This is a genomic window from Paraglaciecola hydrolytica (assembly GCF_001565895.1).
Taxonomy (GTDB): Bacteria; Pseudomonadota; Gammaproteobacteria; order Enterobacterales; family Alteromonadaceae; genus Paraglaciecola; species Paraglaciecola hydrolytica.
The window spans coordinates 130,215-157,026 of sequence record NZ_LSNE01000009.1 but is presented as its reverse complement, the minus strand read 5'-3'; the positions used below and the strand labels follow the sequence as shown (position 1 = coordinate 157,026).

Genomic DNA, 26,812 nt, shown 5'->3' with positions numbered 1-26,812 from the left:
ACCGCTAGCATGATAATCACTCAGATCGGCTCGAAAGCGCTTAGGTACTCGGTAGTCAGGTCTGAAGTTATCTAAACGCTGCACCGTTTCTAGTTGTTTTTTGTCTGGATCAACCAGCTCCAACGCCCACTTGGCCTGGCGAAAATAATACGAATAACCTACCGAAAAAAAACGATTGATCAGCAGTTGGTCAGCGGCTGGGCAACCGTAACGTAATTCAGCTTTAAGTAAGGTGGGATCTAACATCCGATGTGCTCCTACAATTTTAACCTTAGGCCAGTGCATACTGACTGGTTAAAAAATAGGCTTAATCACATAAGAGATCAATAAATGTCGCGGCGGTAATGTGCAAAGCTTAAGAGTCCTTGATAACTATCGGCATCTAATATTTGTTGTAAGGCTTGATCAACCCCGTGTGCCATGCCCAAACGATTACCACAAACAAAAATAGCAGCGCCATCATCTATCCAACCGCGTAATTCTGCAGCATATTTAAACAATAGATCTTGTACATAGGCGGGGCTGTCAGGGTCGCGGGAAAATGCTAGATCAACACGGCTCAACACGCCAGATTGCTGCCAAGTATTTATTTCATTATTGAATAAGCTGTCATGCTCTGGACTACGCTCACCAAAGAGTAACCAATTAGCCCGAGCACCTTGCTGTTCACGTTGTTTAATATGGGCACGTAAACCAGCCAAACCTGTACCACTGCCTATCAATATCATCGGCCGCTCTGGCTCAATACCATGAAACAAGGGGTTGTCGCAAAGCCGTAAGCTAAGTTCAGTATTAAGTGGCGCTTTGGCGGTTAGACAACCCGATCCAATGCCAAAACTGCCATCATCGTTAATATGCTGGCGTACAATAAGCTCCACCACCCCATCTTGTGGCATGGACGCAATACTGTATTTACGTTTAACTGCAGTGTTTAATTCTTGATAAAAAGATGACTCAAATGCCACTTCAATCAAATCACCGGCTTGCCACGTTAATGGTTGCGCCGTCGTTTGTGCTAAACACACATGAAATACCGGCGCCCCTGGGCTACCTGGATTAAGGTGGCTGCGACTCACGAGTCGCCAGTTGGAAAATTCCTCTTTGGCAATTTTTTGTTCTAGCGGCTTAGAAATAAGTGTTGAAACAGGCACCGTTGACTGGGGTGATTTTACACCTTGTCGCCAATGTTGCGCCCATTCTTGAATGAGGCCCTCGCTATCAAAACCTGCTGAAGCACAGGCTTCAAGGGGCTCAAACAAAGGGATGGCACCTAGCTGACTCATACCTTGATGCAAGTTATGCCCAAAAGCACAAAACTGTTGGTAAAGTTTGTCACCTAAGGCCAAGACAGAAAATTGCAAATGTGACAAATCGATCCCAGTGCTGCCCTGCAAATAACGAGCGGCAAAGGCCATTCCATTGTCAGGTGGCTCCCCTTCGCCGTAGGTACTAACTACAAACAGGGCGTGGGTGGTGTAACTGAGCACCTCATTATCAACTTTATTTAGCGGCAGGATCTGATAATCCAGTTGCCCATCAAATAAAGCGCCACTGCGCTGTGCCAAGGCGGCGGCGGTGCCAGTTTGACTGGCATAAGCCACTAAAAAAGACGGTTTTGCGGCGATATCAGTAAGTGATACTTTGCCTTTAACACCCAGCGCCTGCAAACTCGAACGATTGCGCCAAATACAATAAGTACAGAGTAAACCATAACTCAACAGTACTAAGGCAATAAGGCAAAAACGTTCAAGATCTGACATAGGGTTAATAATCTTTAATCAATGGCTAAAATCAACAGTTGAATTAACTTGTAACTACTGAGGCAATACTTCAAAGGTCGCGGTATAGCTGCCTTGTCTTTCTGTGGCAGGAGCTTTGGCTTTACTATCTGAATACGAGGTATTTAACCAATACATACCCGCAGCTGGCCAAGTAATCGAAAATTTACCGGCTTTATCACTAACGGCAGTGATTTCATCCTGTGCGTTGCGATAGCGCATACCACCGGCCAATACTATTACTTCAGCTCCCACTGCAGGTTGTCCATCAATTAATAAGGTAAATTGCGCCGTTTCACCGGCATACAAATCATTAGGATGAGTCACGGGGACTAATTCTAAACCTTCATTTGTTGCTTTAAACACTTCGGTGCTTGGTGTTCCTGCGGTGACAAACGTCTCAATCCGTCTAGACGAATAACTTACATTTAAATCTTTGGCATCCTGCGGCACGCTAGTGGTAAATTCACTGCTATCAGCGTTTTGTCCACGCGCTGGCCAAGATTGGCGTTTACCCTCGCTATCTACCCAACGGGCACGAAGGCCGCTACTGGCGGTATAGACTTTGTAGGTACCTTGCGCGTCTAATTCTAAGTCAAAGGTACTACGATATTTACCCACACTAGCGTTTTGCAAATCGACTTGAGCTCCATCGGGTGCCTGAACACTCAGACCTTCTAAACGAAAAGCAGCGTGATCCGCATGAAAAATATCATTAGATATCGCAGCATCAAAAGTAACCCAAGGTTTTTCTGCTGACAATACGGTGGCGCCGGGCATAATCCAAGCGCGGTGAGCATGTGACACCAGAGGTGCCGTTACTAACACAGTGGATAAAATCAGGGTCGATAATCTTAATTTCATGGAGATCCTCTCTTAAATATAATAATTAAAAAATAAGGCAAACAATCAAACTTATGGCGTAACGGTCAGGCTAACTTGAGCTAATTCACTACTACCTTTTTCATTAAAATTCTGGGTACTCGTCACAGGTAGGCTAAAGGGAATACTGATGATTTCACGGCCCCCCACTTCGCGTACCACTTCAATAAAAAATTCATAATCCCCCGCAGGTAGCTTGGCTAACTCCGCTTTTAATGGGGCAAAATCTATTTTATGGCTGCCCGCTTTGCGCGTAGCGCCAGTAATACCATCGGCTGGCAGACTTAAACTACGACCACTGCGACGCCACCATTGGCGAATGTCTTTAAGCCATTGTTGGCCTTCGTCGTTGCGCATGTCTTTGTCGTACCATAAAGCTAAATTAGTGACGGTTTTATCACTGCTTTGCAACCACATGGCGACATATGGCGCATGGTATTCAGCTACATCCATGGTGGGTAGCTCGACTTGCACCTCAAAAGAAGCCCCATTGGAGCTAAAACTTGTAAGTGCTAAAACGGGCGCCACTAATAAGGCAGATGCTCCCAATAATGTAGATAAAGTTTTTTTCATTTTTCTCTCTTACTTTTTGTAAAATTTACGGATGCACAAATAAAATAATTAATATCAATGGAATAACAAAACCTAAACCCACCACTGGCCAGGTACTTGGCCGCGGTCCGGCATAACGGTAAAGCAAGACCAAACCTGTCACACAAAACACCACACATGCCACAGCAAATAAATCGATAAACCAAAACCATGCCTTGCCGGTATTGCGCCCTTTATGTAAGTCGTTTAAATAGGACACCACACCACGTTCGGTTTTTTCATAGGTCAATTCTCCACTGGCTAAATCGAGGCTTAACCACGCATCTCCTCCTGGGCGTGGCAAAGACACATATAACTCATCGTCACTCCACTCTGTTTTACTCTCTGAGCTGATATAAAGTTGATGTTCATCAGCCAGCCACTTGAGTAACCTGAGGGGCATAGCCTCCTTTTGGCCTGCAGCTAACTTAGCTAATAATGTTTGCGGAACGGTGGCTTCAACCGTAGTAATTTGAATATTTGCCGGAATATCAGCAGCATGATTGAGAGTGATCCCTGTTACAGCAAACAACAGCATGCCAGCTAAACACAGTGCTGAGCTTATCCAGTGCCATTGACGGATCGAACCTAAGGAGAATGTCCAGTTTTTACTTTTCATCTACCGTTCTCTGCATAAACTCTCCATAAAAAATCACCACAGTGTAGCGAGCATTAGCACTAAGAAGCATATTGATCCTGCCTTACAATTTTTTGCAGTTCACGCACGTTTTGCTGAATATCTCGGCGATTGGGCTCTACTCGCGCGGCTTGTTGTAATAATTCCAGCGCTTGTGCATAGTTATTTTGTTCAATCTGTAACTGCGCATTGGCTAACAAGGCCTGCAATTTCACCTTGGGGATGGCTGTGGCGCGCACAAAATACAGCTCAGCTTGTTGGCTTAAATTTTGTTTTTGGTAGACCTTAGCTAAGGCTAACAAGGCATCACCTAATAAGGGTTCTTGTTCAATGGCCTCAGTCAGATAACGTTTAGCCTTGTCAGTATGATTTTGTTGTAAAGCTAACTGACCACGAAACAAATTAAGTTTGGCTTGTTCGCGGCCCTTAAGGTTTAAAACACGGGTTGCGTCGAGCAAGCTGGCGGCATATTTTTCCTGACTTTTATCTGATGAAGCTTGGCTCAATAACCAAGGTAAAATTTGCTCTAGTGCAGCTAATACGTCGACTTGGTTCGACTCGTTTACTGAAGATAAACTGCCAGCTAATAATTCCACGGCGCGGGCTACGCTGCCATGTTGCACATGTAATTTAGCCGCCAATAAGGTATTTTCGTTATCTTGCGGTGCCAGTTGCAAGGCCATTTCTAAGCTACTTAAAGCCACTTGGGGTTGCTGCTGTTGCATGGCAATTTGGCTACGCAATAACCATAACTCACTTGGCTTAGCGTGTTTACCCTGTTCTAACATATCCTCAACCAAACGCTGAGCAGCGGCAAAGTTATGACTGTTGAGCCAAGCATACAACAAACCTTGCTGCCACTGGCTGTTATCGGGATCTAAATACAAGGCTTGTTGATAACCAGCGATGGCACTGGCGGCGTGCTGACTGTTTAAATTGATAAAGGCTAGTTGACCATATAACTGCGCATCGGCCACGCCTAATTCGATACTGCGCGTAAGATGAGTTCTGGCTTGTTGGTAGTCTTTTTTTAGCATGTACAACATGCTCAAACTACGATGGGCTAAGGCTAGGTCTGGCAGTTTAAGCAACGCAGCCTTAAGTGCTAATTCCGCATCGTCATAACGTTTTAAACTTAACATCACTTGGCCACGTAATTGCTGCAAAGCGGCACTGTCTTGGGCAAGTTCTCTGCTGCTAAAAGCTTTAGCCACTTGCTCATAATTTTGTGCATTCAGTAAAGGCTGAATTTGCTGAGCAAAGCTTCGTTCACTCGCATCAAGTTGAGCAGAAGTTGGGCTAACTGGCTGGCTATTAAGTAAAAACTGCCAATTGGGTTCGGCCAACTTGACCTGCAAGGCGGCTTGAATGTGTGAGCTAAAAGTAAGACTCAGCAGCAGACTTAAACAACATAAAATAGCTGCCCTTAACTGTTTAATCGAAGATTTCATATTTCTCATGAATGACAGGGTACCTAGGATTTAATTTCTATTGGCCAGATAAAACGCGCACGTGCTGGCTCATGATCTTTTTGGGGTGGACTAAAACGGCTAGTGCGCACCAATTTTTGAATTTCGCCGGCTAATTCGGGATAAGGATTACTGGCAATCTCGATTAACGTCACTTGCCCGCCTTCATCGATCATCACATCTAACTTAATTAGCGCTGTATCAATGCCTTGGCGACTCAGGCTTTTAGGCAAAGTCACCCGTAAAGGTGTTAATAAAGTGGGCAAACTATCCAGAGCATCCAGCTCAAAAGCATCCCAGTTCACTTCCAAAGATTGCCACTGGGTCGTCATGGGATCGATCAACATCTCCTGAGGTTTGTATAAATCCAAAGGTGGCATATCAATCTCGATTTTTTGCAATACAGCGCCCTGCCCCTCAACTTGTAAACTTACTGCAGCGTTATCTGCACTTTGCTGCTGACGCGGCACGGGAGGCGGCGGTGGTGGTGGCAAACTAAGGGTGGAGACTTCTCGGACTAACAAGGTCGGTGAAGTCTGCGTTTTTAACCAATGGCTTAACCCCAAAATAACTAAGGCCATCAGCAACATCGAGCTACTTAATAACAAAGATAACCAACGTTGTTTTAACCATTGAGTTAGCATATTCATTGTTTAAGCGCTGCCAGATTAACTGTGGTTGAGCCAGCTAGTTTGGCTTCGTCAATTACTTCAAGTAACAGTTGAGTTGGCACATTTTTATCGGCTTGGATCACCACAGGACGGGGATCACTACGTTGCAATTGTTCTAATATACCGCGCACCCCCACCACGCCAATCTGACTGCCATCATAAAAAACCTCACCGGCATCAGTGATGGCCAGCAGGATCACGGTTTTTTCCAGTTGCGCCGCAGAAATAGCTTGAGGTTTATCCACCTCTACGCCAGTTTCGCGCACAAACACCGTGGTCACGATAAAAAAGATCAATAGAATAAACACCACGTCCAGCAAAGGCGACATATCAATGCCTTGTTCGGGTTGCTGTTCGAGACGTTGTTGCAGACGAGATTGCATATGCCTTACCTCGCTAACATCAGAGTTTGCTGACGTGTCATTTTAGCTCGTGTCGCCGCCTGTAAAATCCACGCGGGCAGCGCACACACCAAACCTAATTGGGTGGTGAGTAAGGCATCGGATATACCACCGGAAAGGACGGCTCCGCTCGCTCCTTCACGGGCAAGGCCAACAAAACACTCGAGTAAACCAATGATAGTGCCAAGCAGCCCCAGTAAAGGTAAGGCACCAATAAGCACCCCAGTAAATTGGCGGCTAGCATCAGCTTGTTGTTCAGTTTGCTGCGAAGTTCCTTGTCTCGAGGCTGCCAGTAAATACTGCTGCCAAAGTTGCTGATAACAAAAAATTGCCAGCAACAAAATCGCCCAACAAACCCAGCTATTAACTAATTGTGTAATCATGCTGCAACCTTTGGTGTTTCGTTGTTATGCAAGTCTTGGGGTTGGCTAAGCAAAATCGCAAAGTTTTCGAGCTCAAAATAATAGCTTTTTGCGCGTTTCGACAAAATGGCACTAAGCACCAATGCAGGAATAGCCACCACTAAACCCAATTCAGTGGTGATCAAGGCCTGTGCAATCCCACCCGATACCACTTCGGGATCACCACTGCCAAACAAGGTCATCATCTTAAAGGTTTCGATCATGCCGCTTACTGTGCCTAACAAACCTAATAAAGGTGCGACTGAGGCGGTAATACCAATAACCATCAACCAGCGCTCTAACCAATATTTGTTTTGTTGTAATTGAATAAACAACTGATCGTCACGCAGTTTGTCATTGCCTGCTTCCATGGCCGTTTTTAACAAGGCTTGTTGTGGGCCTTTTACGACATTTAAGCTAGCAACATCTTTATCCTGTATCAAACGCTGTACATGGCTTGGAGTAAAACGTACCAACTTGGGTAAACGCATTAACTGCCAAGATTTATACAAGGCAATAATGATTGCCAACAACGCAAACAGCAGAATAGGCAAAACCCAAACGCCACCTTTAACCACGTGCTGCCAGGCAGATTCGTTATGTTGCTGACGTGCCATCGCACGGTTCATGGTGGGATCAAAAGTCAAGTTACCCTGAGCTTGTTGTTTGATATCTGCTAAACCACTGCTGGCCGAGGAACTGAGCAATAATTCTGACTGCAACTGGCCATTCTGCTCTTTATCACCTTTCTGAAAACTAGCAATACCTGCTTGTTGTTCGTTGGCTAACCAATACCAGTGCAAAGGTCCTACTGATAAAGTCGCTAAAGACTCAACTTTACCACTTGCCATCACCACATCCCGTTGTTGCCAATCAGGCTTGAGTTTGGCTTGAAAACTTTTGGCAAAATCAGTTATCAAGGCAAATTTTTGCTCTACTGGCACAAGACTTACCTGCGTTGCCAGTTGTTGTTGATTCAAAAAACGATTCACTAGATTTTGCTGATAGGCTTGTTGTTCGCGCCACTCTTTAATCCGGCTTTCTAACTGACTAAGGCTCAAGGTTTTTTCATCACTTAAACGTCTGGCCGCAGCGGTTTTTTGCTGTAAGGCTTGAACCTGTTGTTCTAGGTTATTTAACTGCTTAGCAAGTTGGCTTTTTTCCGCACTAATGCGTTTTTCTGTGGTACTTAACTGTTGTTCAGCTTGAGTGATGTTTTTTAATAAGGCGCTATCTAACTTGTCGTTAGCCATCACACTTTGACTACTAATACTGACTATGAGTATTAGCCCGTAATACATAGCGTTTAAATACTTAGGCGAGACCGACATTAACGACTCCCTGCCGAGCTGAGTTTAAGCGGAAGCTGGACAAAATCAGCCTCGGCTTGTTTTTCAAAAATGGCGATGGCACGGCTAATTTCGCTACTATCCATCTTGTCATCAAAGGTCCACTCCCAGCCGGACTCTGTGACTTGCCCTGAGCCAGCATAAGTGCCATCCAAACTCACAAACCAGGCTAAACCTGCGCCCAAGTAAAATTGTTTGACTACAACTTGATCGCCTTGGGGATTAAACAGAGTTTGCTGCACAACACTAATACGTTGATCGAACTCAGCCAGTTTATTCAACTGGGCTAAAGCCACCTGCAACTGCTCTGATATGAGTGACGACTCAGTTAAATTAGCGTTTTCTTGCTGCCAGCTTTGTAACAAAGGGTTGGGCAATAAAGGCTGTAGTCCACTTAATTGCCCGAGCAATAGATTGACACCTTGAGTAAGTTTGTCTTGATTGACCTCTAGCTCAGATTGCTCTTGAATAAGTGTTAGGCGTTTTTGCTCTACTTCACTGGAATCAGTGGATTTTTCATTAAGCATGGCCTCTAACTGCTTTTTTTCGATTTCTAGCAAACTGAGTCGTTGTGCTAACAAGGGTTTCTGTGTTTGCCAATCAGACTCTAAGCTGCTGTTTTGACGTTCTAGCGACAACCATTGTTCAACCATATGATCGGCTCGAGCTACCTCTTGGGCATTCATCCCGCCATGTAACAAAGCACAACTTAGCGCTAAAGCTAATACCAATAATCGAACTGATTTATTACTCATTTTTTATCCACATCACACTAAACCCCAAAGCACTTATCGCGATGACAAGGCTGTCACTAGCTATCAAATTAAAGATGTATTTTCACAATGACTAAATAATGCCAGAAACATAAAATCAAGTAAACACATTTGCAAATGATAATTACTTGCATTTAGATTTGATAAAAAATATAGTAGATTCAACCTAAAGAGCACACACCTTTTAATTTGATACTTATATCAACCAACTTGGAGACACAGAATAATGGAAGTAAACATTGGCAGTTTTTATATAAATAGCGGCAATAGGAAATTTACCCGCAGCGCAATCGCGTTAGCGTTAAGCGCCATTTTGCCAATAGGCCTGAGTCATGCACAGGAAGTGAAAGAGTTAGCCGTGTCACAAGCCACAGCACAAACTGAAGATAGCTATAAAGTCGACCAATCTACATCTGACAAATATCCCCTGCCTTTATTAGATACCGCCAAAACCATTACGGTTATTTCTCAATCAGTGATGAAAGATCGTAATGTGGATAATTTACGTGATGCACTGCGCAACGTGCCGGGCATATCAATGGCGGCTGGTGAAGGGGGAGCCCCTCCAGGTGATAGCATGAGTATCCGTGGTTTTGATGCCAGCAATGATATTTTTATCGACGGTATTCGTGACTTAGCCGGTTACAGCCGTGATACCTACAACACGGAATCAATAGAAGTAAGCAAAGGTCCAGGTTCAACCACCAATGGCCGTGGTAGTGCTGGCGGCAGCATTAATATGCAAACTAAAACCGCTAAATTAGAAGAATTTGCCGATGTTACTGCGCGTATCGGTACCGAAAGTGATTATCGTGCCACGGTGGACTTTAATACTAAACTAGGAGAGCAAACCGCTTTACGGATTAATTTACTCGCAGAAGATGGCGATGTTGCGGGTCGTAATAATGTTAGCAATGAAAGTCAGGCTATTGCCGCTTCATTAATGACTCAGTTAACCGCTGATTCAAACTTAAGTCTCAATGCCGACGTACTCAACCAAGATAACGTACCAGATTACGGCATCCCTTGGGTTAGTGATGTCAGCGAAGGCCCTTTAGCCGCTTATGCAAACTCTACTCCACCGGTTAATTTTGATAATTTTTACGGTAACTTATATCGTGACTTTGAAGACATTGATGCCAAGTCATTCACCCTTAAATATGAAAACCAATTAAGTGCATCCACTAAATTAATTGCCAAAGCCAGAACGGCCTCGGTTGATCGGGTAAATGTAGTAACTGCACCACGTTTTATTAGCGTATCTGACTCTACCGATGTACGTATGAGTGATGAAAAAACTCGTGATACCAGCAACAGTATTAATATTGTGCAAGTCGATTTACAGGGTACATATGTGATCTCTGGTATGACGCACAATGTGGTTGCAGGGACCGAATTCGCTAAAGAAAAATTCGAGCGTTGGGGCTATGTTGCATTGGTAGCGGATAACCTTAATGACACTCCAGTATTAAATGATCTGTTTGATCCCAATCCTTATCTTGAATTTACTGGACAATATGGCCGTGATGGTTCTCGAACTTTTGCTGATGGCACTGGTAAGGCGGTTTATGTGGTTGATAACATTGAACTAAACAGTCAATGGATAGTGGGTTTAGGTTTACGTTGGGATGACTTTGATACAGAGTATCACAATGACTCTGCTGACTTAGCCAGCTACATTACAACAGATAGCAAAGAGTTGAGTTGGAACGCTAATATAAGCTACAAACCCAGCCAAAATAGCACTATTTATGTAAGTGCTGGCACGTCGTTTACCCCACTGGCTAGCGACTTAACAGGCGGCGTGAGTGGCAATCAAAACAATGCCAATCCAGAAAAAAACACCAGCATCGAATTAGGTTCAAAATGGGAGTTATTTAAGGGTAGAGCTATCGCTACAGCGGCTATTTTTCAAAATACTAAAATCGATGGTTCTTATCGTGATGCCGATGACAGAAATCTTTATTACTTTGATGGTGAGCAAAAAGTAACAGGATTAGAGTTGTCAGTTATTGGGCAAGTGACAGATGAGTTGTCAGTAACCGCTGGCTATACCTACCAAGATACAGAAGTAGTCAACGACTTAGATGATAACGTGGGCCTTAGTTTAGCAAGATCACCTAAAAACTCTGCCAGTTTGTGGGCTCGTTATGATTTTAACGATCAATTAGCCGCCGGCTTAGGGTTGGAGTATGTGGGTGAACGTAACAACGGCAATACCTCAACTAGCCGCACAGCTGATTCCTATACCTTATTTGATATGATGGTTTCTTATCAAGCCACCGAAAAACTCTCAATCAATCTTAACGGCAGCAATATCACCGATGAAGATTATGTTGATCAATTAGGTGGTGGTCACTTTATTCCAGGAACTGGCCGCTTAATAACTCTGGGCGCCACATACAGCTTCTAAACCTGTTTTAAGATCTGAATATTGCCTTATGTATTCGAATGTTGCCTTGCACTGTGGTGTAAGGCAATATTGTTTTTAAGCCCTCAAAAAAGTAGCAGCTATGTTATTAAAAATCCCTCAAGTTCTGACTAAAGAACAAGTCAAACAAGCGAAAGAACAACTACAAAAAGCCGACTGGACAGACGGTAACATCACTGCTGGTTACCAAAGTTCACAAACTAAAAACAACCTGCAACTACCCAACGATTCACTGATTGGACGCCAGTTAGGCGATATGATTTTAAGTGCCTTGGCGCAAAATAATCTGTTTATGTCAGCCGCCCTACCCGGCAAAATATTCCCGCCTCTGTTTAATTGTTATCAAGGTGGACAATCATTTGGCACTCACATCGACAACGCCATACGCCAAGTGCCGGGCACACCTGTGAAAATACGTACCGACTTATCCATGACCTTATTTATTTCTGAACCTGATGAATATGAAGGTGGCGAGTTAGTAATGGAAGATACCTATGGCACGCAACGAGTAAAACTCGCTGCAGGCGATTTGGTGTTATACCCAGCAACCAGCTTACACAGAGTAACGCCCGTCACCAAAGGTCGGCGTTTAGCTTCATTTTTTTGGTTACAAAGCATGGTGGCTAGCGACGAAAAACGCAGCATACTATTTGATATGGATATGGCAATTCAGTCACTGCGCAACAAAGTACAAGACAGCCCAGAAATTGTACAACTAACTGGGGTTTACCATAATTTGTTACGCCAATGGGCACAAACTTAAACGACCGGTTGTACTGCCTTATTAGGCAATAATAAGGCTTTTATCTTTCTAAAAGGCGTTAATACAATCACATTGCCACTCAGGACTAAGATAAAACCTAACATGGAACTTGGTTGCAATTCAAAACCCTCAAACCAGATACTTAGAGCCACCGCCACCACCGGAAACAATACCACAGTGTAACTGGCGAGTTCAGGGCCGATATCTTTAATCAGAATAAAATAAAAGGCAAAAGCCAATACAGTGCCAAAGACACTTAAATACAACAACGACAAGACATAAGGCGCGGCAAAATCAAAGGTAAAACTGCCTCCATTTAACACAACGTAGATAGCTAAAAAAAACGCCGAATACAGCATGCCCCACGCGTTACCTTGCAATACACCCACATTATTTTTTGAGTTACGCACACTGGTCATATTGCCAAAAGAGGCGACCATAGTACCGGCAAGAGATAAACCTAAACCGAGCATGGCCGTACTGGATAAATCAAAAGTACGGATGTCTTGCCAAAACAAGGCCACGATACCAGCCAAACCCAAAGCGGCCCCAACAAACATCCGTGGTGCAATGGATTTACCAAAAAACAAACGGTTGTTGATGATGTTCATGATGAGCAACATCGAAAAGGCAATCGACGTCATGGCAGAGGTTAAATACGCCTGCGCCCAATATAACAACAGGTAATTAAAACCAAAATTACACACCGCCAGCACCACAAAAAAACGATGATCTTTAGCAGAAAATTTAAGGGGAAGTTTACGCCACAAACAATAGCCCCACATTAAAAATGCGGCGATGGAAAAACGATAAACCAGTGAGACTTCAGGCGCTACTACGCCCAACTGAAATTCGATGGCCAACCAGGTTGAACCCCAGATCAATACTGTCATCACATATAAAATGGTACTGCGCATAAAAAGCTGTTCTCAAAATAAAAACGCTAGGGCTTGGTTGGGGCGTGACTATAACTTGCAAACAGCAGTTCTAACAGCTGTGCTTAATTAAATATTTTAGAACACGCCCCTCTTCGAGGCATAACACAACTATTTATTGCCTTTAGAAACAATAACGATTGACCAAGCCAATGATAATAATTATCATTTGTAACACTATTTACAAAAATATACCTAACACCCTGCGTGTTTACGCTTTTAAAGGAATAACAATGTTGTATCGCCCAACGACTCTAGCCTGCACTATTGCCTCAGTGTTCACTTTATCAACTGCTAATGCAGAACCCACTTTAGCCAAAACAGATAGGATGGAAGTCATAGTAGTAACAGCATCAGGCTTTGAGCAAAAGTTAGTCGATGCACCTGCTAGTATATCGGTCATTACTCACGAAGAATTGAGTACTCGGCCCTACACTACGTTACTGGATGCGGTGAGAGATCTAGAGGGAGTTGATATTGGTGAAACCCGTGACAAAACCGGCCAGGGCTCTATCAGCATGCGGGGTATGGGCTCGGACTACACACTGATCCTGGTGGATGGTAAGCGTCAGAATAATCACGGTGATATTTACCCAAACAATTTTGGTGGCAATCAATTTGGCCATATTCCCCCGCTTGATGCAGTTGATCGTATAGAAGTTATTCGTGGCCCAGCATCTACTCTATATGGTGCTGATGCCTTAGGCGGCGTTATCAATATTATTACACGCAAAGTAACTGACAAATGGGTTGGCTCGGTTAGCCACAGTCGCACGCTACAAACTGATGACAACTTTGGCGAAGATATAACCTCCGAATTTAACGTGATGGGACCATTAATCCCCGGAGTCCTAGGCATGTCCCTGCGTGGCAGTGCATACAACCGTTTGTCTTCAATGCCACAATACGCGACAGTAGAGTATCCTAATGGCGAAGCTCGTGAACGCTCTTTGGGTTTTGGTGCGGGTGGCAAAACGGTTGACAATAAAAATGAGGTATTAGGCGGACGACTAAGCTGGACTCCCTCACCAAATCAAAGTGTTTGGTTTGATATTGAAACCTCCATACAACAATATGACAATACCCCTGTTATTAATGAAAACGGCGACAAAGAATACCCCGTCGGCACAGTGGATAATATTGATAGCATCTGGGCCGCCGGTAACTTTTGTAAAGGTGCTGTTGGCACCAGAGAAGATGCCTGTATTATTAATGGCGGTGAGTGGGCACGTCGCACCAACCCTCGGGCAGGTTATAGCGCAGCACAGCAATTTACCCGCGATACTTGGTCGCTAAGCCATGATGGTAGTTGGGCGTTTGGTAATAGTTTTGTTTCACTGTCTTATGTTGATACACAAAACCACGGTCGCACGCTGCCATTCACCACTACCGAACGTGAATTACTGTTAGCTATGTTTGATGCTACAGGTGTTTATGCGGATATGAGCTTGGAAGATCGCAAAGCACTAGCTGAAACGACTTTTCTGCCACGAGAAAAGCGTGTAATGGCCAGCAATCAGTACACTTTAGACGCCAAACTTGACATGCCTTTTAACTTAGCTGGCCAGCATATTTTAGTCAGCGGTATTCAAATAATTCGTGGTGAGTTGGAAGATGGTGTCTTTGGTATGGAAGATGGCACCCCTGGTGAAATACAAGAACACAATATGTGGTCTGTGTTTGTGGAAGATACGTGGGATAGCTCGGACTCATTTTCTATTACTGCTGGTTTACGCCACGACGACCATCAAGTATTTGGCAGCCAATTAAGTCCACGTTTATACGGTGTATATACATTAAATGAGCAATGGACAATCAAAGGTGGTATCAGCACCGGTTATAAAACACCAAAAACCACTCAGCTATACGACGGTGTAGTGGGTTTTGGTGGGCAAGGTACTTCACCACAATTTGGTAACTCAGCGCTTCAAGCCGAAACCAGTGTATCGTCAGAAATTGCAGCGTACTGGAATCATCAAAACGGCCACAATTTTAATCTAACCATTTTCAAAAATGAATTTGATGACAAAATTGACAGTCAACCTTGTGGTACCATTACTGGCGTTGAATGCAGCAGCACCGGTGAATACGCGGAATTAGGCTACACAAATAGCAGTAAAACCGTGAATATAGATAAGGTAAGCATACAAGGTGCAGAACTTGCCAGTCGTTGGGAAATTAATGACAGTATTGCTGCTCGCATCAATTACACCTATACCGACAGCGAACAAAAAAGTGGGGCTGAAAAAGGTCAACCTTTAGGCAATAGCTCTAAGCATATGGCTAACCTAAGCCTAAACTGGGCGGCTACCGATGCATTGAACTTGTTCCTGACGTCAGAAATGCGTACTAAACGCTATCGTTCATGGGATACCAATACCGATGCCGCGCTTTATTATGAAGGCTACCATGTGCTCCATATGGGGGCGTCATTTAAAGCCAGTGAGTCTGTCACTTTCAACTTGCGTATCAACAACTTGCTTGATCATGATTTTACGACCTACAACATTGCATTTACCGCATGTAATGACACCGCCACCAGCTGTATTTATGACAGCAATAATACAAATGGTTACAGCGCCAGTTTTATTGATGACTTCAATAACAAAGATAAAGCTCGCAATTTTTGGGCTGGTGTAAACGTCACTTTTTAATGCAGAAAATTAAAAAAGCGTAAAAAATCCAATGCCGCTTAGCGAAACAAGCGGCATTTTTTATATCCAAAATCTTTGGAATTACCCAACAACGGCAATTGAATGAGAACTCAATAAGCTTTATTCACTAGGTGGCCCTCGCGAATGAGGTGAATGGGGCGAATGAGGTGAATAAGTACAGCCAACAAACCTGCAGTTGCATGGATGAAGGATATTTACGTCAAAATCCATGTATGTTGTTTGATATTGCCAACTAAATATTAATCAGCATAACCACTACCAATAGCGCTAAAAGGCAAGTCGAGTTGCAGTTCAGGCACTTGCAACCCTATCCAAGCCGGAAAGGTATTGCTGTTAGGTCCGGGAAAGACTGTGTATTCATTGGCCCAAGGATAACGACTAACCGCATCAGTGATTTTAGGGATCAGTTCGGCCGCTTTAGCGCCCTGAATTGAAAGTAGCTTTTCAGGTTTGGCACCATACCAAAAACGATCAGGTGTGTTAGTTTGGTATTGATGTAAGGCAGGTAATCCGCGGTTAACCCGCCAACCAACTACTTCAAAGACGGTATATTCCGCTGCATTTTTGTCCTTTACGGCTATCCAACTATGTACCGCAAACCAGCCACGCCAACTAAAAGCATCGGCGGCATAAACCTCGATAACCGCCTCTTGTTGTATAGCAGGATCAGGTGCAATCCCCGCGGGTTCACGACTGGCCGTGCGCCAGTTGTTGTTTGCACAAGCGCTCAACAAGGTCACCGTTAAAATTATACCTACATAAAACTTCATCTCTACCTACCCATTTAAAACTTAGCTATCTTGTCACAATCGACCTTATGCTGACCCATAGCAAGTGGCACTGCACCTTTAAGGTTTACTCACTGTGGTATAAATATCCGCATCATCGCTGACAGTCTGTTGATACAACACTCCAATATCTGAGAGATCAAAATGGTTGCTGTTGGTATTAAAAAGCGCAGTTGCTGGATTATCTGCCTGCTTTTGCATAAGTTTAAATACCCCGTTTTCAATATACTGCCACAACCATCTGTCACCTTGTTTTTTAAGATTCAATACCCGGCCGAGCAACATGGATTGCTGCACAATATCATGATCAATGCTCAACTGAGGTATTGAGCCCACATAAAGTGCTTCATTCTGATCTTGCCACAAGGTATCTGCTGGCTCAGCAGTAAAACGTACATACTTCCATTTTGGATCAGCAAGTTGAGTTTTGTTGGTATTAAGATCGTAGAAAGTGACTTGCCAGCGGTTATCAATAAACTGACTGAAAACAAGGGTTTGTGCATCTTTAATCGACAATGCACGGAGCTCAATTTGTGGCAGCAAGAGTTTGCTATATTGCCCTGTTAACACCTCTATTTTATGAATTTCATTTAAGGTCATAGCAAAAAGATAACGACCGTCAGCGCTCCACTGCAAATCAAAATAATGACGACTATCTTTGAAATGACTGATTTTTTTAGCGTTTGAGCCATCAACATTTACTAACCATAGTTCTTCATTGCCACTGCTAACACTGACATAAGCAATACGTTGCGAGACGGCTGAGTACACCGGCAAACGATCATCCACCGAAGAACTCACCACAACGTTGCTTGCGGCATCCGTAAAATGATAAAGATGCACATTGTGGTTAACCTGCCCTGCTACAAACAAATAATCCTGACCATTACTATGGCGTTCTGGGCGCCACAATTGTTGACTACCAGAATAGAGTATTTGCGGATCATTACCCTTTAAGTCATAACTCAAAAGCTGATAAGCCGGATGCTCTCCCATCAACACCACCCTGTTGCCTGAGTGATCCCAAATACCACAACAGGTATAGGCGTCTTGTTTAAACAACAGTTCCAGTTTGTTGCTATCCAGGTCGAGTACATAAAAGCCTTCCCACTGTTGTTGATCTGGGGATGAAATCAAAATCTTGTTGTCGCTGGGATGTATGTCAAACAAACTATTACCGCCTAATACCAATGGTGGTTGGGGCAACAACTGACTCTTACCTGTTAACTGACTAAATTCATACAAAGAAAATGCGGCATTGGGACCAGGCGCAGCCGCATAAATAAAGTGCTCATCATCATGTAAAAAGGCAATTTTGCCATAACTTCCTGCTGGGCATTCGAGTAACAATTTGGCGGGTTTTACTGCGAGGCCGTCAAACTCGCGCACATAATAAGCACATGAGTCCCTTGTGGTGAGTAAATAAACCACTTTATCACCCGCATCATTCCATGCCAAAGGGCCAAGCCATGCTGTGTTTAAGTCAGTATGGCTTATTTCTATTGCCTCTTGAGTGACGATGGATTTAATCCATAAACTCAACTTTTGCTCAGTTTGTTGCGCATCGCTACGTTGCATATAGGCAAGATATTGTCCGTCAGGAGAGACTCGGGGCAACATCTCATGGCCACCCTCGCGGGTCAGTGCTTTCACGCCAACAATATTGTGGATTGGCGCCGCAAGTTTATTAGTCGCTATCCAACTTACACCGACCAGCAGCAATATTAACAAAGTGACCCAAACATAAGTTTTGCTCAACGGTGAGACTGTTTTAACACGTACATGGCTTTCTGGAACGGCATCTGAAGATATGTTTGAAGATGGATTGGTGGATATATCGAGAGTTGGTAGTGGGCTGCCATTTGATGATGCTAAAAGGGGTATTACCGGCGCAATAAACTTGTAACCTTTTTTGGGGAAAGTGGCGACAAATTGAGGTTTTTTAGCATCATCGTCAAAGGCTTTACGCAGTTTCGTCACCAATTTACTCACAGTGTTATCACTGACAACACGGTTTAACCATACATGCTCGATCAGGGTATTAATGCTGATTATTTGGTCGGTGTTTTGACAAAAATAACGTAACAGTTCTACCGCCATGGGCTCTAACTGTTGAACCTGATTTTCTGAAACCAGTGTTTGTTGTTGATCACAAAAAATAAACTGGGCAATTTGCCAACGCATGCAAAAACCTAAGAATAAACTAAGTACAAATTAAGCTGCCGAAAATAACATAGGCACTAGCCTTGGTCATCAAAAGTCACAAGAAGTCACCTTTTTATCACCTAATGTAAAAGCCTCAGCGCTAGCATTGTTGTTCATCAGGTTATTCTAAAACAAGGTTATCAACATGAACTTTAACCCCCTAAACACAAGTATCAACACAATACTGAGTTGGCATCACCAGATACGGCTAATAGGCTTGTCTTTTGTTGTCGCGGTGAGCATTTCTTGCAGCTTTTCTTACAACAATATGGCTATTGCTCAAGACACCAGCGAAGCGACTTTTAGCAGCCCTTCTCACTTAGCTAAAGCAAAAATAGATAATCTAGAACAGCTCAGAGTTTTGCTCATATCTGAAGAATTTTTAAGCGAGCTAAAGACTCTTGCCACACAACTTGAGCCTGCAGTGGTGAGCAAACAAAACATGTTTAATAGTACCGCCATAATGTCGATGCGCGCAGAATACCAAAGCTTGTTACAAGTGATTGCAGAGAATAAAAACCCCTTAGCGTTTTATCACTACACTCTCCACGCTCAATCCCTACTCAAACAAAATGTCGATAAACAAAGCAAGCAGAGCGATTACAAACAGGTGTTCAAACAAGAATTCCAGCAACAACTCACTGACACTTTTGCCGCCATGTCAGACGAAGAGCTCGTCAAGGCAAATGCTGCCTTAGGTTGGTCGGTACCCCGCGCTGAAGATTACTTATTAAATGTGTTTAAAAAATATCAGGGACTTGAACAACTAAACACTGAGCAGGTTATTGATATTATTGTTAATACTCAGCTGTATATAGTGCTGGCCGAGGTTATTCCGTTTACTACTTCCTTGTTTGCGATTGAAAATAAACAACGTTATCTGATTGAGCCTGAAATACTTATCACCACGGCGACTGGGGTAGAGTTGGCAGCAACTATTGTCAGAAAAAAAAACGATAAACAAAAACGCCCTGTCGCTTTGCAATTTACCATTTATGCTGATGTGGATCAGCACATCAACACAGCTATCCACGCGGCGGCCCATGGTTATGTCGGGGTAGTAGTTAACTCACGGGGTAAACGTTCAAGCTCCAATAACATTACTCCCTGGGAACATGACGGTGAAGATGCTACGGCGGCTATTGATTGGCTAAGCAAACAACGTTGGAGTGATGGGCAGGTGGTGATGTATGGCGGCAGTTACAACGGTTTTACTCAATGGGCCGCGGCAAAATACATGCACCCTGCCCTTAAAACTATTGTGCCTTATGCAGCCGCCAGCCCAATAACCGGATTGCCTTATGAAAACAACATTGTATTAACCGCCAATTATGAATGGGCGTTTTACGTAACCAACAATAAAACCACCGATCCCAGTGTGTACAGTGACTGGCAACTCAGTAATCAACGCACCCAAAATCTATATACCAGCGGCCGCCCCATTGCAGATATTGATAAAATTGATGGCAAAGCTAATCCTTGGTTTCAGCTTTTATTGTCCCATCCAAGTTATGATGAATACTATCAGGCCATGCTGCCCTACCAACAAGATTATGCCAACATAAACATCCCGGTGTTATCGATTACCGGTTACTTTGATGGCGGCCAGATTTCAGCAATAGATTTTTTAAAAAGGCATTATCAGTACAATAAAAATGCCAACCATACCCTGCTTATTGGCCCTTATAATCACTTCACCGCCCAAAATATTCCGCGCTCTCATGAAGGCAATTATCAGCTTGATGAAGTTGCCTTAGAAAAAGACACCGAAGAACTAACTTTTGCATGGTTTGATCACCTATTGTTTAATAAAGCCAAGCCTAAACTGCTTAAAAGCAAGGTCAATTATCAATTGATGGGCAGTAATACTTGGCAACACCACAACTCTTATGAACAACTCAACCAACAAACAACCCGCTATTATTTGGGCAGTAAGGCCGATAAAGAGGGGCGATATACCCTAACAACCTCAGCCGAACCCATACTGAATGCGGTCAGCCAAACCATTGATATGACGGATCGCACAGAACAACGTAATATTAATCACTGGTCGGTGATTGAAGATAAGTTAAACGAGCCCAATGGTTTGGTGTTTGTTAGCCCTAAATTGGATAAACCCATGCAGTTTGCTGGCTCGCTAAGCGGTTATTTTTCTATCGCAATCAATAAAAAAGACGTGGACATTGGTTACAACCTGTATGAACAGTTGCCTGATGGCAAGGTATTTCATCTAGCTCGTTATATAAGCCGTGCCAGTTACGCCAAAGATATGAGCAAGCGCCAGTTATTAGTACCCAATCAAAAAACCATAGTGCCGATTACGAATACTCGCATGAGCGCCAAACTGCTCAATAAAGGCAGCCGTATAGTTCTGGTCTTAAACGTCAATAAAAATGCGGATGCACAGGTGAATTTAGGCACAGGAAAAGACGTAAACAACGAAAATATCGACGAAGTGGGTGAGCCATTAACCATTAGTTGGTTCAACGACAGTCAAATCAATATTCCACTCTCACCCTGGGTTGATATTTAGCTAAGCTCATCGCTTGGTTTTTTAAATTTTCGCTGAGTGTACATTTATTTAATGGAGTTGGTATTAGATGTTACTGGCAGGGTGCGCTTGCTAGATCGATGCTGTGCATTGGCGGCGATAGCCGCCTGCCAGTCAAGAAAGCGTGCATAGGCGAAATGCGCGATTATGCCAAGGAGAACAAACAGCGTACCGAAGATCGGATCCTTGCCGGTAACAAACAACATCACCTGCCCTACCATCGCCAAGATGGTGCCGAAGATGAAAATCGCCAGCGAATGCCGCCCCACGGCAACAAGCGGGTTCGACAATGGCAGAGCTGCCCAGCGAGACAGCACAGGGATCGTGGCCAACAGATAGGCTGCGCAAAGCACATGAAGCAGCCTTGTCAGTGACAGAAATGTCTTGTCAAAACCAGTCAGCACTCTGGGCAGACCGAACGAAATATCAATAGACCACCAAGAAAACATCACCCAGAGTATAGATATGAACAAATAAAGACCCGCTGACACCGCGAGTATCGGGTTGAAACCAATACCCTGATTTTTAGCCTTCAGCATGCCAATAAATCCGATGACAAAAAGAAACTGCCATGATAATGGGTTGAGAAACCAATAGCCGTCGTCGAGAAAATTAGGTGGCGCTACCTGCCATATGCCGGCGCATAGCCAGATCGTACCTGAAACCGCAAGGAGCAGATGAGGTCCGCGAGCGTAGAGCCAGAAGTAGCACGGCAGCATGAGAAAAACAGCGGCATACATGGATAGGATATTGTTGTAGCCAAACTGGTGGCCAAGTAAAACGACACCGACCAGTCCTTGCTCCGTATTGTCGACAACAGCCCTGAGGTTGATTTTAGAAAGCAATTCTGGCTGAGCGAACCACAGCGCCCCTCCCGCGAAGATGGCAAAGGTCACAAGACTCGTCATGATATGTGCGGTATAGAGGGTCAGAGCTCGGCGCAAAATACGCAATGTCGTGGCGAGCCGTTCGCCAATGCCAAACCGCCTACCATAGGCGAGTGCAACGGACATACCGGAAATCAGTACAAAGGCCTCAGCGGAATCGGAAAAACCAAAATTCTTGTGCGTAATATATTCGAGATACTGTCCAGGCACATGGTTGATGAATATCATCAACAGAGCAATCGCCCGAAAGACGTCTAGCCGTGTATCGCGTAATGGCCGCTCCACACCTTCCGGTGCATTCATTTGTGTCATTCGTTCCAATCCATTAACGAGAGGACCAGCACAAATATCCCTCGTTTAAAGCTGTTTGTATGTGGCGAGAGTAAACGCTATTTCTTATTGAATCAATGAGTAACAGGCTCGTCTTGGCGCAAAATCGACCTTAATGGTTGAGCCCAGCCTCACTCAATTCGAACGTATTAATTCAGACGATAACCCTTCACCCTTGAAGCCGCACGTTGGTTGGCTGCACTCATTCTCCGCCGTCGTGCAACGCCAATAATTTTGGGCATATACAAACTTATATTTATTTGATTTTTATACAAATAATAATAAAAACAACGCAAATTATGCAGAGTTGAGGTTAGCTCAATATACCTTTAAGCTTATCGCTAGCTTTTTCTAGCAACTTATCTTTTTGCTTTTCGAGTTCTTCTTTTACTTTTTTCTTAGCCTCTTCAGCCAAGCGTTTTTTGACTTCAGATTTAGCGGCACTAATCACGTTATCGAGCATGGCATTGATGACAGCAAGACCCACTTGGTCGGCTGGCAGGCCATTAGGTTGTCCAAGAGGACCTGCATTAAAAGTAGGCAAGATGACTTCATATTCTTTTGTGTCAATTTTTAGGTCACCCGTGGACAATTTTTCAAAATTGAATTTAAGACGAACCTTGCTCACTGTTACGTTTTCAACAATCAACAAAGGATTGGCGCCTTCTTTTGATGCCGACTCATTGTTAGTCTTTGGCAAATTAGCCATTAAGTTGTCTTTTAGCACCAGCAGATTACCCTGCCCACCCGCGTCTAGTTCATATAGAAAAGTTGGCGCATTGATGTTAATCGTCTGCACAATATAAGGCTCATTAATAACGTCGCCTAAATCGAGTGTGATTGAATCAACACTAAACGCGTTTTCATTACTAAAGCCTGATGGATTTTCTATATTCAGACTATTGATGTCCATTCGTCCCTCAGTTAACGCCAGATCTACGCTTGCAACCGATACCGCGGCGCCAAGATATTTACTGCCCTGTTGTTCAATTTGGCTTCGAATAAAATCCCCTGCCCCACTTAACACATACCAAGCAAAACCCGCTATCAGTAGAGCAAAAATCATCAATCCTTTTTTCATCTATTTTCTCCAAGTTATTTAATTAATATTATCTTTGTCACTTAAAACTACCATTCAATAGTCGGACACAGTATTGACGATATCTGTGCAGTTCAATAATCAATCGTTTGCTAAATCACGCCAAATTCAGATTAACACTTATCTTTGGGTAAAATGTTGTTGCGGGGCTCTTAGTAGACTTAGGTAGTTTTACGCGTGTAGCGAAACAAACCAATGTTTCTAAATCCATGATCAGTAAGGAAATCAGCCGCCTTGAAGAAGAATTGGGTGAGCCTTTACTGCAGCGCTCCACAAAATTAATGCAATGTATCGAATATCTTGAGCATTGGTTTGCTAATAAATAACGATAAAAAATGGCTAGACTAACCAACATAATGTTGGAATTTTTGCCGCCTGTCGGGTTTTTGTCGACATGTTTTCGGGCTAATTCAGTATATTAATAGGTCATTAACGCTATATTTGAAACAAGAGAATTAATCTAGGTAAATGACAATAGTATTAAGGTTTTCACACCCTTGGCCCATTGATAATCTCTACTAACTTACCGTTTTGAAATTCCAGAATTTTTACGAATTTGCCTTTTTCAGGTATGTAGGTATAACGCTCTATTTCCACGTAGCTATTTTTGACTTTAGTTTTACCGGTATTTTCTATATCGAAAGGTTGGCCACATTTTAATTTCACTTCTACGGTGGTATCGCCCGTTCTGACTAAGCTATTTCCGCATCTCAAACTGTCCGCCAAGGCTGAACTTGCACAGAAAAGTGTTAAGCCGATAAAACCTGTAAATTTCAAAATACGATAACTTTTCATCTATACCTCAGTGGTGAGTTTTAGCCAACTTTGTTTACCCTGACATAAATCTCATTACCAGGTCAACTCACCGCTTAAATTTGGTTTCTAAGATTACCGAAGAATTAGTGCGCTCTACCCCTTCTAAATTACCGATGTCATCAAGGATTTTACTGAGTTGTTCCAGTGATTGGGCGTATACCACGGCAATCAAATCGAACTCGCCGCTAATGGCATAGAGTTCGGTAATTTGACTCAATTGCCCCAGCTGTTTATTGGTTTTGGCCGTGAGCTTTTGTTTGACCTTAATCGCAACGTGAGAGCACACAAGTTGGTTTAAATATTCACTGCCAAATTCAACCGAGTAACCTTGAATCACCCCCGATTGCTCAAGGCGACTTAGGCGATTTTGCACCGTAGAACGTGACAAGTTTAATAGCCGAGCCAAGTCTGAAATAGTCGCGCGGGCATTAGCGCGCAAATAGCCAATCAGTTGATTATCTTTATCACTGAGCATATTGATTAATAAGTTGGTTAATTTGCTAAATCTTACCGTTAATTTACCCAGTTTAACACTGCAAATTTAACGAGTTTTATTCAACAATATTGCCCTGCTCTAACAATAATAAAAATTAAGGTACAGCACAGCACATGCAAATTATCCGTCCCATTCGTCAAAGCGATTTTGCCGCCCTCAAACAAATATCTATCGAGGCTGGCCATGGTTTCACCTCGCTACCACAATGTGACGATCAATTAACCGCAAAAATCCAACATGCTGAAACAGCGGTAAGTGACGCACTTCAAGCAAATAAAGATGGCAGTTATTTATTTGTTTTAGAAGATAGCGAAACCCAAACCATTTTAGGGACGACAGGTATCGAAGCTTGTGTCGGCCACGACTCTCCCTTATATCATTACCGCATCAGTCAAAATCGTATAGGCTCTAAATTACTTGGAGTAAACCGCACTGTTAACACCTTAAGTGTTTGCAATGATTACCACGGTGCGTCCGAGATCTGTACTTTGTTTTTACGTAAGGCTTATCGTAACGGTTCGGCTGGACGATTACTGTCTAAAATCCGTTTTTTGTTTATGGCACAACATCCAGAGCGTTTTTCATCTACTGTCATTGCCGAGATGCGCGGAGTAAGCGATGAACATGGTCAATCACCTTTTTGGCAATGGTTACAAGAGCACTTTTTTGATATTGATTTTGCCACCGCGGTGCATTTGGTAGGTACGGGGGAAAAGCATTTTATTGCCGAATTAATGCCTGCCTATCCGATATATCTGAGTTTGCTTAGTAAAGAAGCACAGGCCGTAGTGAGCCAGCCCCACAACAGCACGGTACCTGCCTTACGTTTATTGCAGCAGGAGGGATTTCAGCATAAGGGCTACGTTGATTTATTTGATGCAGGGCCAACGGTGGAAGCACAGTTACATGACATTGCCAGTGTAAAAAACAGTACACTTACCAAGGTAAAGGTCACTGCAGTTCAAGGGAAAGAATCTATTATGTTATGTAATACCAGTGTCGAACACTTTCGTGGTGCTATCTCCGACCAAGTTAAATTTGATGAAAATTCTCAAACCCTATTTGTTTCTCCTGATGTCGCTAACCAATTATTACTTGGCTCCCAAGATGAGGTACGTTTTATGGTTATGTAGTTTGTAAAAACCGACTGCTCACTATGTAAAAGTTGCCTACCCACATCAGTAAACAGATTGTGAAACTCACACATATCAACAAAAACGTTAAAACCACAAGTCATTTCAATGGATGTTAACTCGCAAAAAACACTACAAAACAACGACATATCAGTAGCTTAAGAAAATCCCCCCACCTCAACATTTTAACTCAGCACATTACAACTTGTTTGGCACTGATTCTGCTCTTTGCTATTAACATCGTAATTAGGAGCCCCAACATGAAACTGAAAATTTGTTTATTACTATTATTGCTTGGCTGTGGTAGTTCGCTTTTGGTATTCAGTGAACCAGTAACACCACAAGATCCAGATAAAACCTTGCCAACTCAGCTTATAAAGTTAAAAAAAGCCATTGAAACTGCAAGTTACAATCCTGATGAGCGTAATAGCATGTTGCGTTATCAACGTGCCTTACTTTATTACGTATCAGCAAAACAACGTCTGCAATTGAATTGGCGCAAACAAGCGATTGAAGATGCACAAAGAGGGCTCAAGCTGTTAGAAATGAATGAGCTAAGCGAGCAGAACCAGACTGAGCAGAATGTGTTATCGGTTTCTTAATAGGTAAGTTAGGCTGATTAATTATCTACTTTATGCGCTGAGCAAACAAAATCTGAAAATCTGCTTGTGCGAATAATTGGATTAATTCGAACAGCGATAAGTGGCAAGACTTCTTTTTTTGTGACAGACCAAGTACCCTGAATAAAACT

Annotated in this window: 24 protein-coding genes and 1 pseudogene; 7 read left to right on the top strand and 18 right to left on the bottom strand. The window is 43.2% G+C overall.

Annotation, left to right across the window (positions count from 1 at the left end; all coding sequences use genetic code 11):
• The 11 genes from AX660_RS23335 to AX660_RS16390 all read right to left on the bottom strand — a co-directional run.
• A partial coding sequence (locus tag AX660_RS23335) for a DNA/RNA non-specific endonuclease (protein WP_407669399.1) occupies positions 1–246 on the bottom strand: 246 nt, incomplete at its 3' end.
• A 77-nt stretch (positions 247–323) separates the two neighbouring features.
• The gene (locus AX660_RS16435) at positions 324–1,760 is read right to left on the bottom strand and encodes a sulfite reductase subunit alpha (RefSeq protein ID WP_068379070.1); all 1,437 of its coding nucleotides are present in this window, start codon (positions 1,758–1,760) and stop codon (positions 324–326) included.
• Positions 1,761–1,814: 54 nt separating this feature from the next.
• On the bottom strand, positions 1,815–2,642 hold the full coding sequence (locus AX660_RS16430; protein ID WP_068379067.1) for a DUF4198 domain-containing protein: 828 nt from the start codon (positions 2,640–2,642) through the stop codon (positions 1,815–1,817).
• A gap of 51 nt (positions 2,643–2,693) precedes the next feature.
• Complete coding sequence (locus AX660_RS16425; protein ID WP_068379064.1) at positions 2,694–3,233, bottom strand: DUF2271 domain-containing protein; 540 nt, start codon at positions 3,231–3,233, stop codon at positions 2,694–2,696.
• Positions 3,234–3,258: 25 nt separating this feature from the next.
• Positions 3,259–3,870 carry a PepSY-associated TM helix domain-containing protein gene (locus AX660_RS16420; RefSeq protein ID WP_068379061.1) on the bottom strand — a complete coding sequence of 204 codons (612 nt, stop codon included), beginning with the start codon at positions 3,868–3,870 and terminating at the stop codon, positions 3,259–3,261.
• A gap of 59 nt (positions 3,871–3,929) precedes the next feature.
• On the bottom strand, positions 3,930–5,339 hold the full coding sequence (locus AX660_RS16415; protein ID WP_162266427.1) for a tetratricopeptide repeat protein: 1,410 nt from the start codon (positions 5,337–5,339) through the stop codon (positions 3,930–3,932).
• A gap of 23 nt (positions 5,340–5,362) precedes the next feature.
• Positions 5,363–6,007, bottom strand: coding sequence for an energy transducer TonB (locus tag AX660_RS16410; RefSeq protein ID WP_068379055.1), 645 nt, complete (start codon positions 6,005–6,007; stop codon positions 5,363–5,365).
• Complete coding sequence (locus AX660_RS16405; RefSeq protein WP_068379053.1) at positions 6,004–6,411, bottom strand: ExbD/TolR family protein; 408 nt, start codon at positions 6,409–6,411, stop codon at positions 6,004–6,006. Before AX660_RS16405 ends, AX660_RS16410 begins: the two co-directional genes overlap by 4 nt.
• Positions 6,412–6,416: 5 nt before the next feature.
• Complete coding sequence (locus AX660_RS16400) at positions 6,417–6,812, bottom strand: MotA/TolQ/ExbB proton channel family protein (RefSeq protein ID WP_068379043.1); 396 nt, start codon at positions 6,810–6,812, stop codon at positions 6,417–6,419.
• Entirely contained in the window at positions 6,809–8,161 is a 1,353-nt protein-coding gene (locus tag AX660_RS23505; protein WP_082768965.1) for a MotA/TolQ/ExbB proton channel family protein, read from the bottom strand. The genes AX660_RS16400 and AX660_RS23505 overlap by 4 nt, the downstream gene beginning before the upstream one ends.
• The gene (locus AX660_RS16390; RefSeq protein ID WP_068379041.1) at positions 8,161–8,934 is read right to left on the bottom strand and encodes a DUF3450 family protein; all 774 of its coding nucleotides are present in this window, start codon (positions 8,932–8,934) and stop codon (positions 8,161–8,163) included. The genes AX660_RS23505 and AX660_RS16390 overlap by 1 nt, the downstream gene beginning before the upstream one ends.
• A gap of 244 nt (positions 8,935–9,178) precedes the next feature.
• Between AX660_RS16390 and AX660_RS16385 the strand changes: the two genes are divergently transcribed.
• Both AX660_RS16385 and AX660_RS16380 read left to right on the top strand, forming a co-directional pair.
• Positions 9,179–11,365, top strand: a complete 2,187-nt coding sequence (locus tag AX660_RS16385; RefSeq protein WP_082768964.1) for a TonB-dependent receptor — start codon at positions 9,179–9,181, stop codon at positions 11,363–11,365.
• A 100-nt stretch (positions 11,366–11,465) separates the two neighbouring features.
• Entirely contained in the window at positions 11,466–12,146 is a 681-nt protein-coding gene (locus AX660_RS16380) for a Fe2+-dependent dioxygenase (RefSeq protein ID WP_068379038.1), read from the top strand.
• On the opposite strand, the gene AX660_RS16375 is transcribed toward AX660_RS16380, so the two are convergent.
• Complete coding sequence (locus AX660_RS16375) at positions 12,143–13,063, bottom strand: DMT family transporter (RefSeq protein WP_068379035.1); 921 nt, start codon at positions 13,061–13,063, stop codon at positions 12,143–12,145. The genes AX660_RS16380 and AX660_RS16375 overlap by 4 nt on opposite strands.
• A 251-nt stretch (positions 13,064–13,314) precedes the next feature.
• Here AX660_RS16375 and AX660_RS16370 point away from each other — a divergent pair, with 251 nt between their 5' ends.
• The gene (locus tag AX660_RS16370; RefSeq protein ID WP_068379031.1) at positions 13,315–15,735 is read left to right on the top strand and encodes a TonB-dependent receptor domain-containing protein; all 2,421 of its coding nucleotides are present in this window, start codon (positions 13,315–13,317) and stop codon (positions 15,733–15,735) included.
• Between the two features lie 260 nt (positions 15,736–15,995).
• On the opposite strand, the gene AX660_RS16365 is transcribed toward AX660_RS16370, so the two are convergent.
• Positions 15,996–16,526 (bottom strand): DUF3750 domain-containing protein, encoded by a 531-nt coding sequence (locus AX660_RS16365; protein WP_068379028.1) that lies wholly within the window; start codon positions 16,524–16,526, stop codon positions 15,996–15,998.
• A 78-nt stretch (positions 16,527–16,604) separates the two neighbouring features.
• Positions 16,605–18,728 carry a winged helix-turn-helix domain-containing protein gene (locus AX660_RS16360; protein ID WP_068379025.1) on the bottom strand — a complete coding sequence of 708 codons (2,124 nt, stop codon included), beginning with the start codon at positions 18,726–18,728 and terminating at the stop codon, positions 16,605–16,607.
• 166 nt (positions 18,729–18,894) lie between these two features.
• Here AX660_RS16360 and AX660_RS16355 point away from each other — a divergent pair, with 166 nt between their 5' ends.
• On the top strand, positions 18,895–21,282 hold the full coding sequence (locus tag AX660_RS16355) for a CocE/NonD family hydrolase (protein WP_082768963.1): 2,388 nt from the start codon (positions 18,895–18,897) through the stop codon (positions 21,280–21,282).
• 44 nt (positions 21,283–21,326) lie between these two features.
• Here the strand turns inward: AX660_RS16355 and AX660_RS16350 are convergent, their stop codons facing one another.
• Positions 21,327–22,499, bottom strand: coding sequence for an OpgC family protein (locus AX660_RS16350; RefSeq protein WP_082768962.1), 1,173 nt, complete (start codon positions 22,497–22,499; stop codon positions 21,327–21,329).
• A 331-nt stretch (positions 22,500–22,830) separates the two neighbouring features.
• Positions 22,831–23,598 (bottom strand): AsmA family protein, encoded by a 768-nt coding sequence (locus tag AX660_RS16345; RefSeq protein WP_068379022.1) that lies wholly within the window; start codon positions 23,596–23,598, stop codon positions 22,831–22,833.
• Between the two features lie 182 nt (positions 23,599–23,780).
• Here AX660_RS16345 and AX660_RS22875 point away from each other — a divergent pair.
• Positions 23,781–23,942 (top strand): annotated as a pseudogene (locus AX660_RS22875) (LysR family transcriptional regulator); the annotation flags it as partial.
• A 163-nt stretch (positions 23,943–24,105) separates the two neighbouring features.
• Here the strand turns inward: AX660_RS22875 and AX660_RS16340 are convergent.
• Both AX660_RS16340 and AX660_RS16335 read right to left on the bottom strand, forming a co-directional pair.
• A complete protein-coding gene (locus tag AX660_RS16340; RefSeq protein WP_068379020.1) occupies positions 24,106–24,411 on the bottom strand; it encodes a DUF2845 domain-containing protein in 306 nt (101 codons plus the stop codon).
• A gap of 67 nt (positions 24,412–24,478) precedes the next feature.
• Positions 24,479–24,907 carry an Lrp/AsnC family transcriptional regulator gene (locus AX660_RS16335; protein ID WP_068379016.1) on the bottom strand — a complete coding sequence of 143 codons (429 nt, stop codon included), beginning with the start codon at positions 24,905–24,907 and terminating at the stop codon, positions 24,479–24,481.
• Between the two features lie 134 nt (positions 24,908–25,041).
• Between AX660_RS16335 and astA the strand changes: the two genes are divergently transcribed.
• The gene (gene astA, locus AX660_RS16330) at positions 25,042–26,061 is read left to right on the top strand and encodes an arginine N-succinyltransferase (protein WP_068379013.1); all 1,020 of its coding nucleotides are present in this window, start codon (positions 25,042–25,044) and stop codon (positions 26,059–26,061) included.
• 260 nt (positions 26,062–26,321) lie between these two features.
• On the top strand, positions 26,322–26,663 hold the full coding sequence (locus AX660_RS16325; protein ID WP_068379010.1) for a hypothetical protein: 342 nt from the start codon (positions 26,322–26,324) through the stop codon (positions 26,661–26,663).
• Positions 26,664–26,812: the final 149 nt, after the last annotated feature.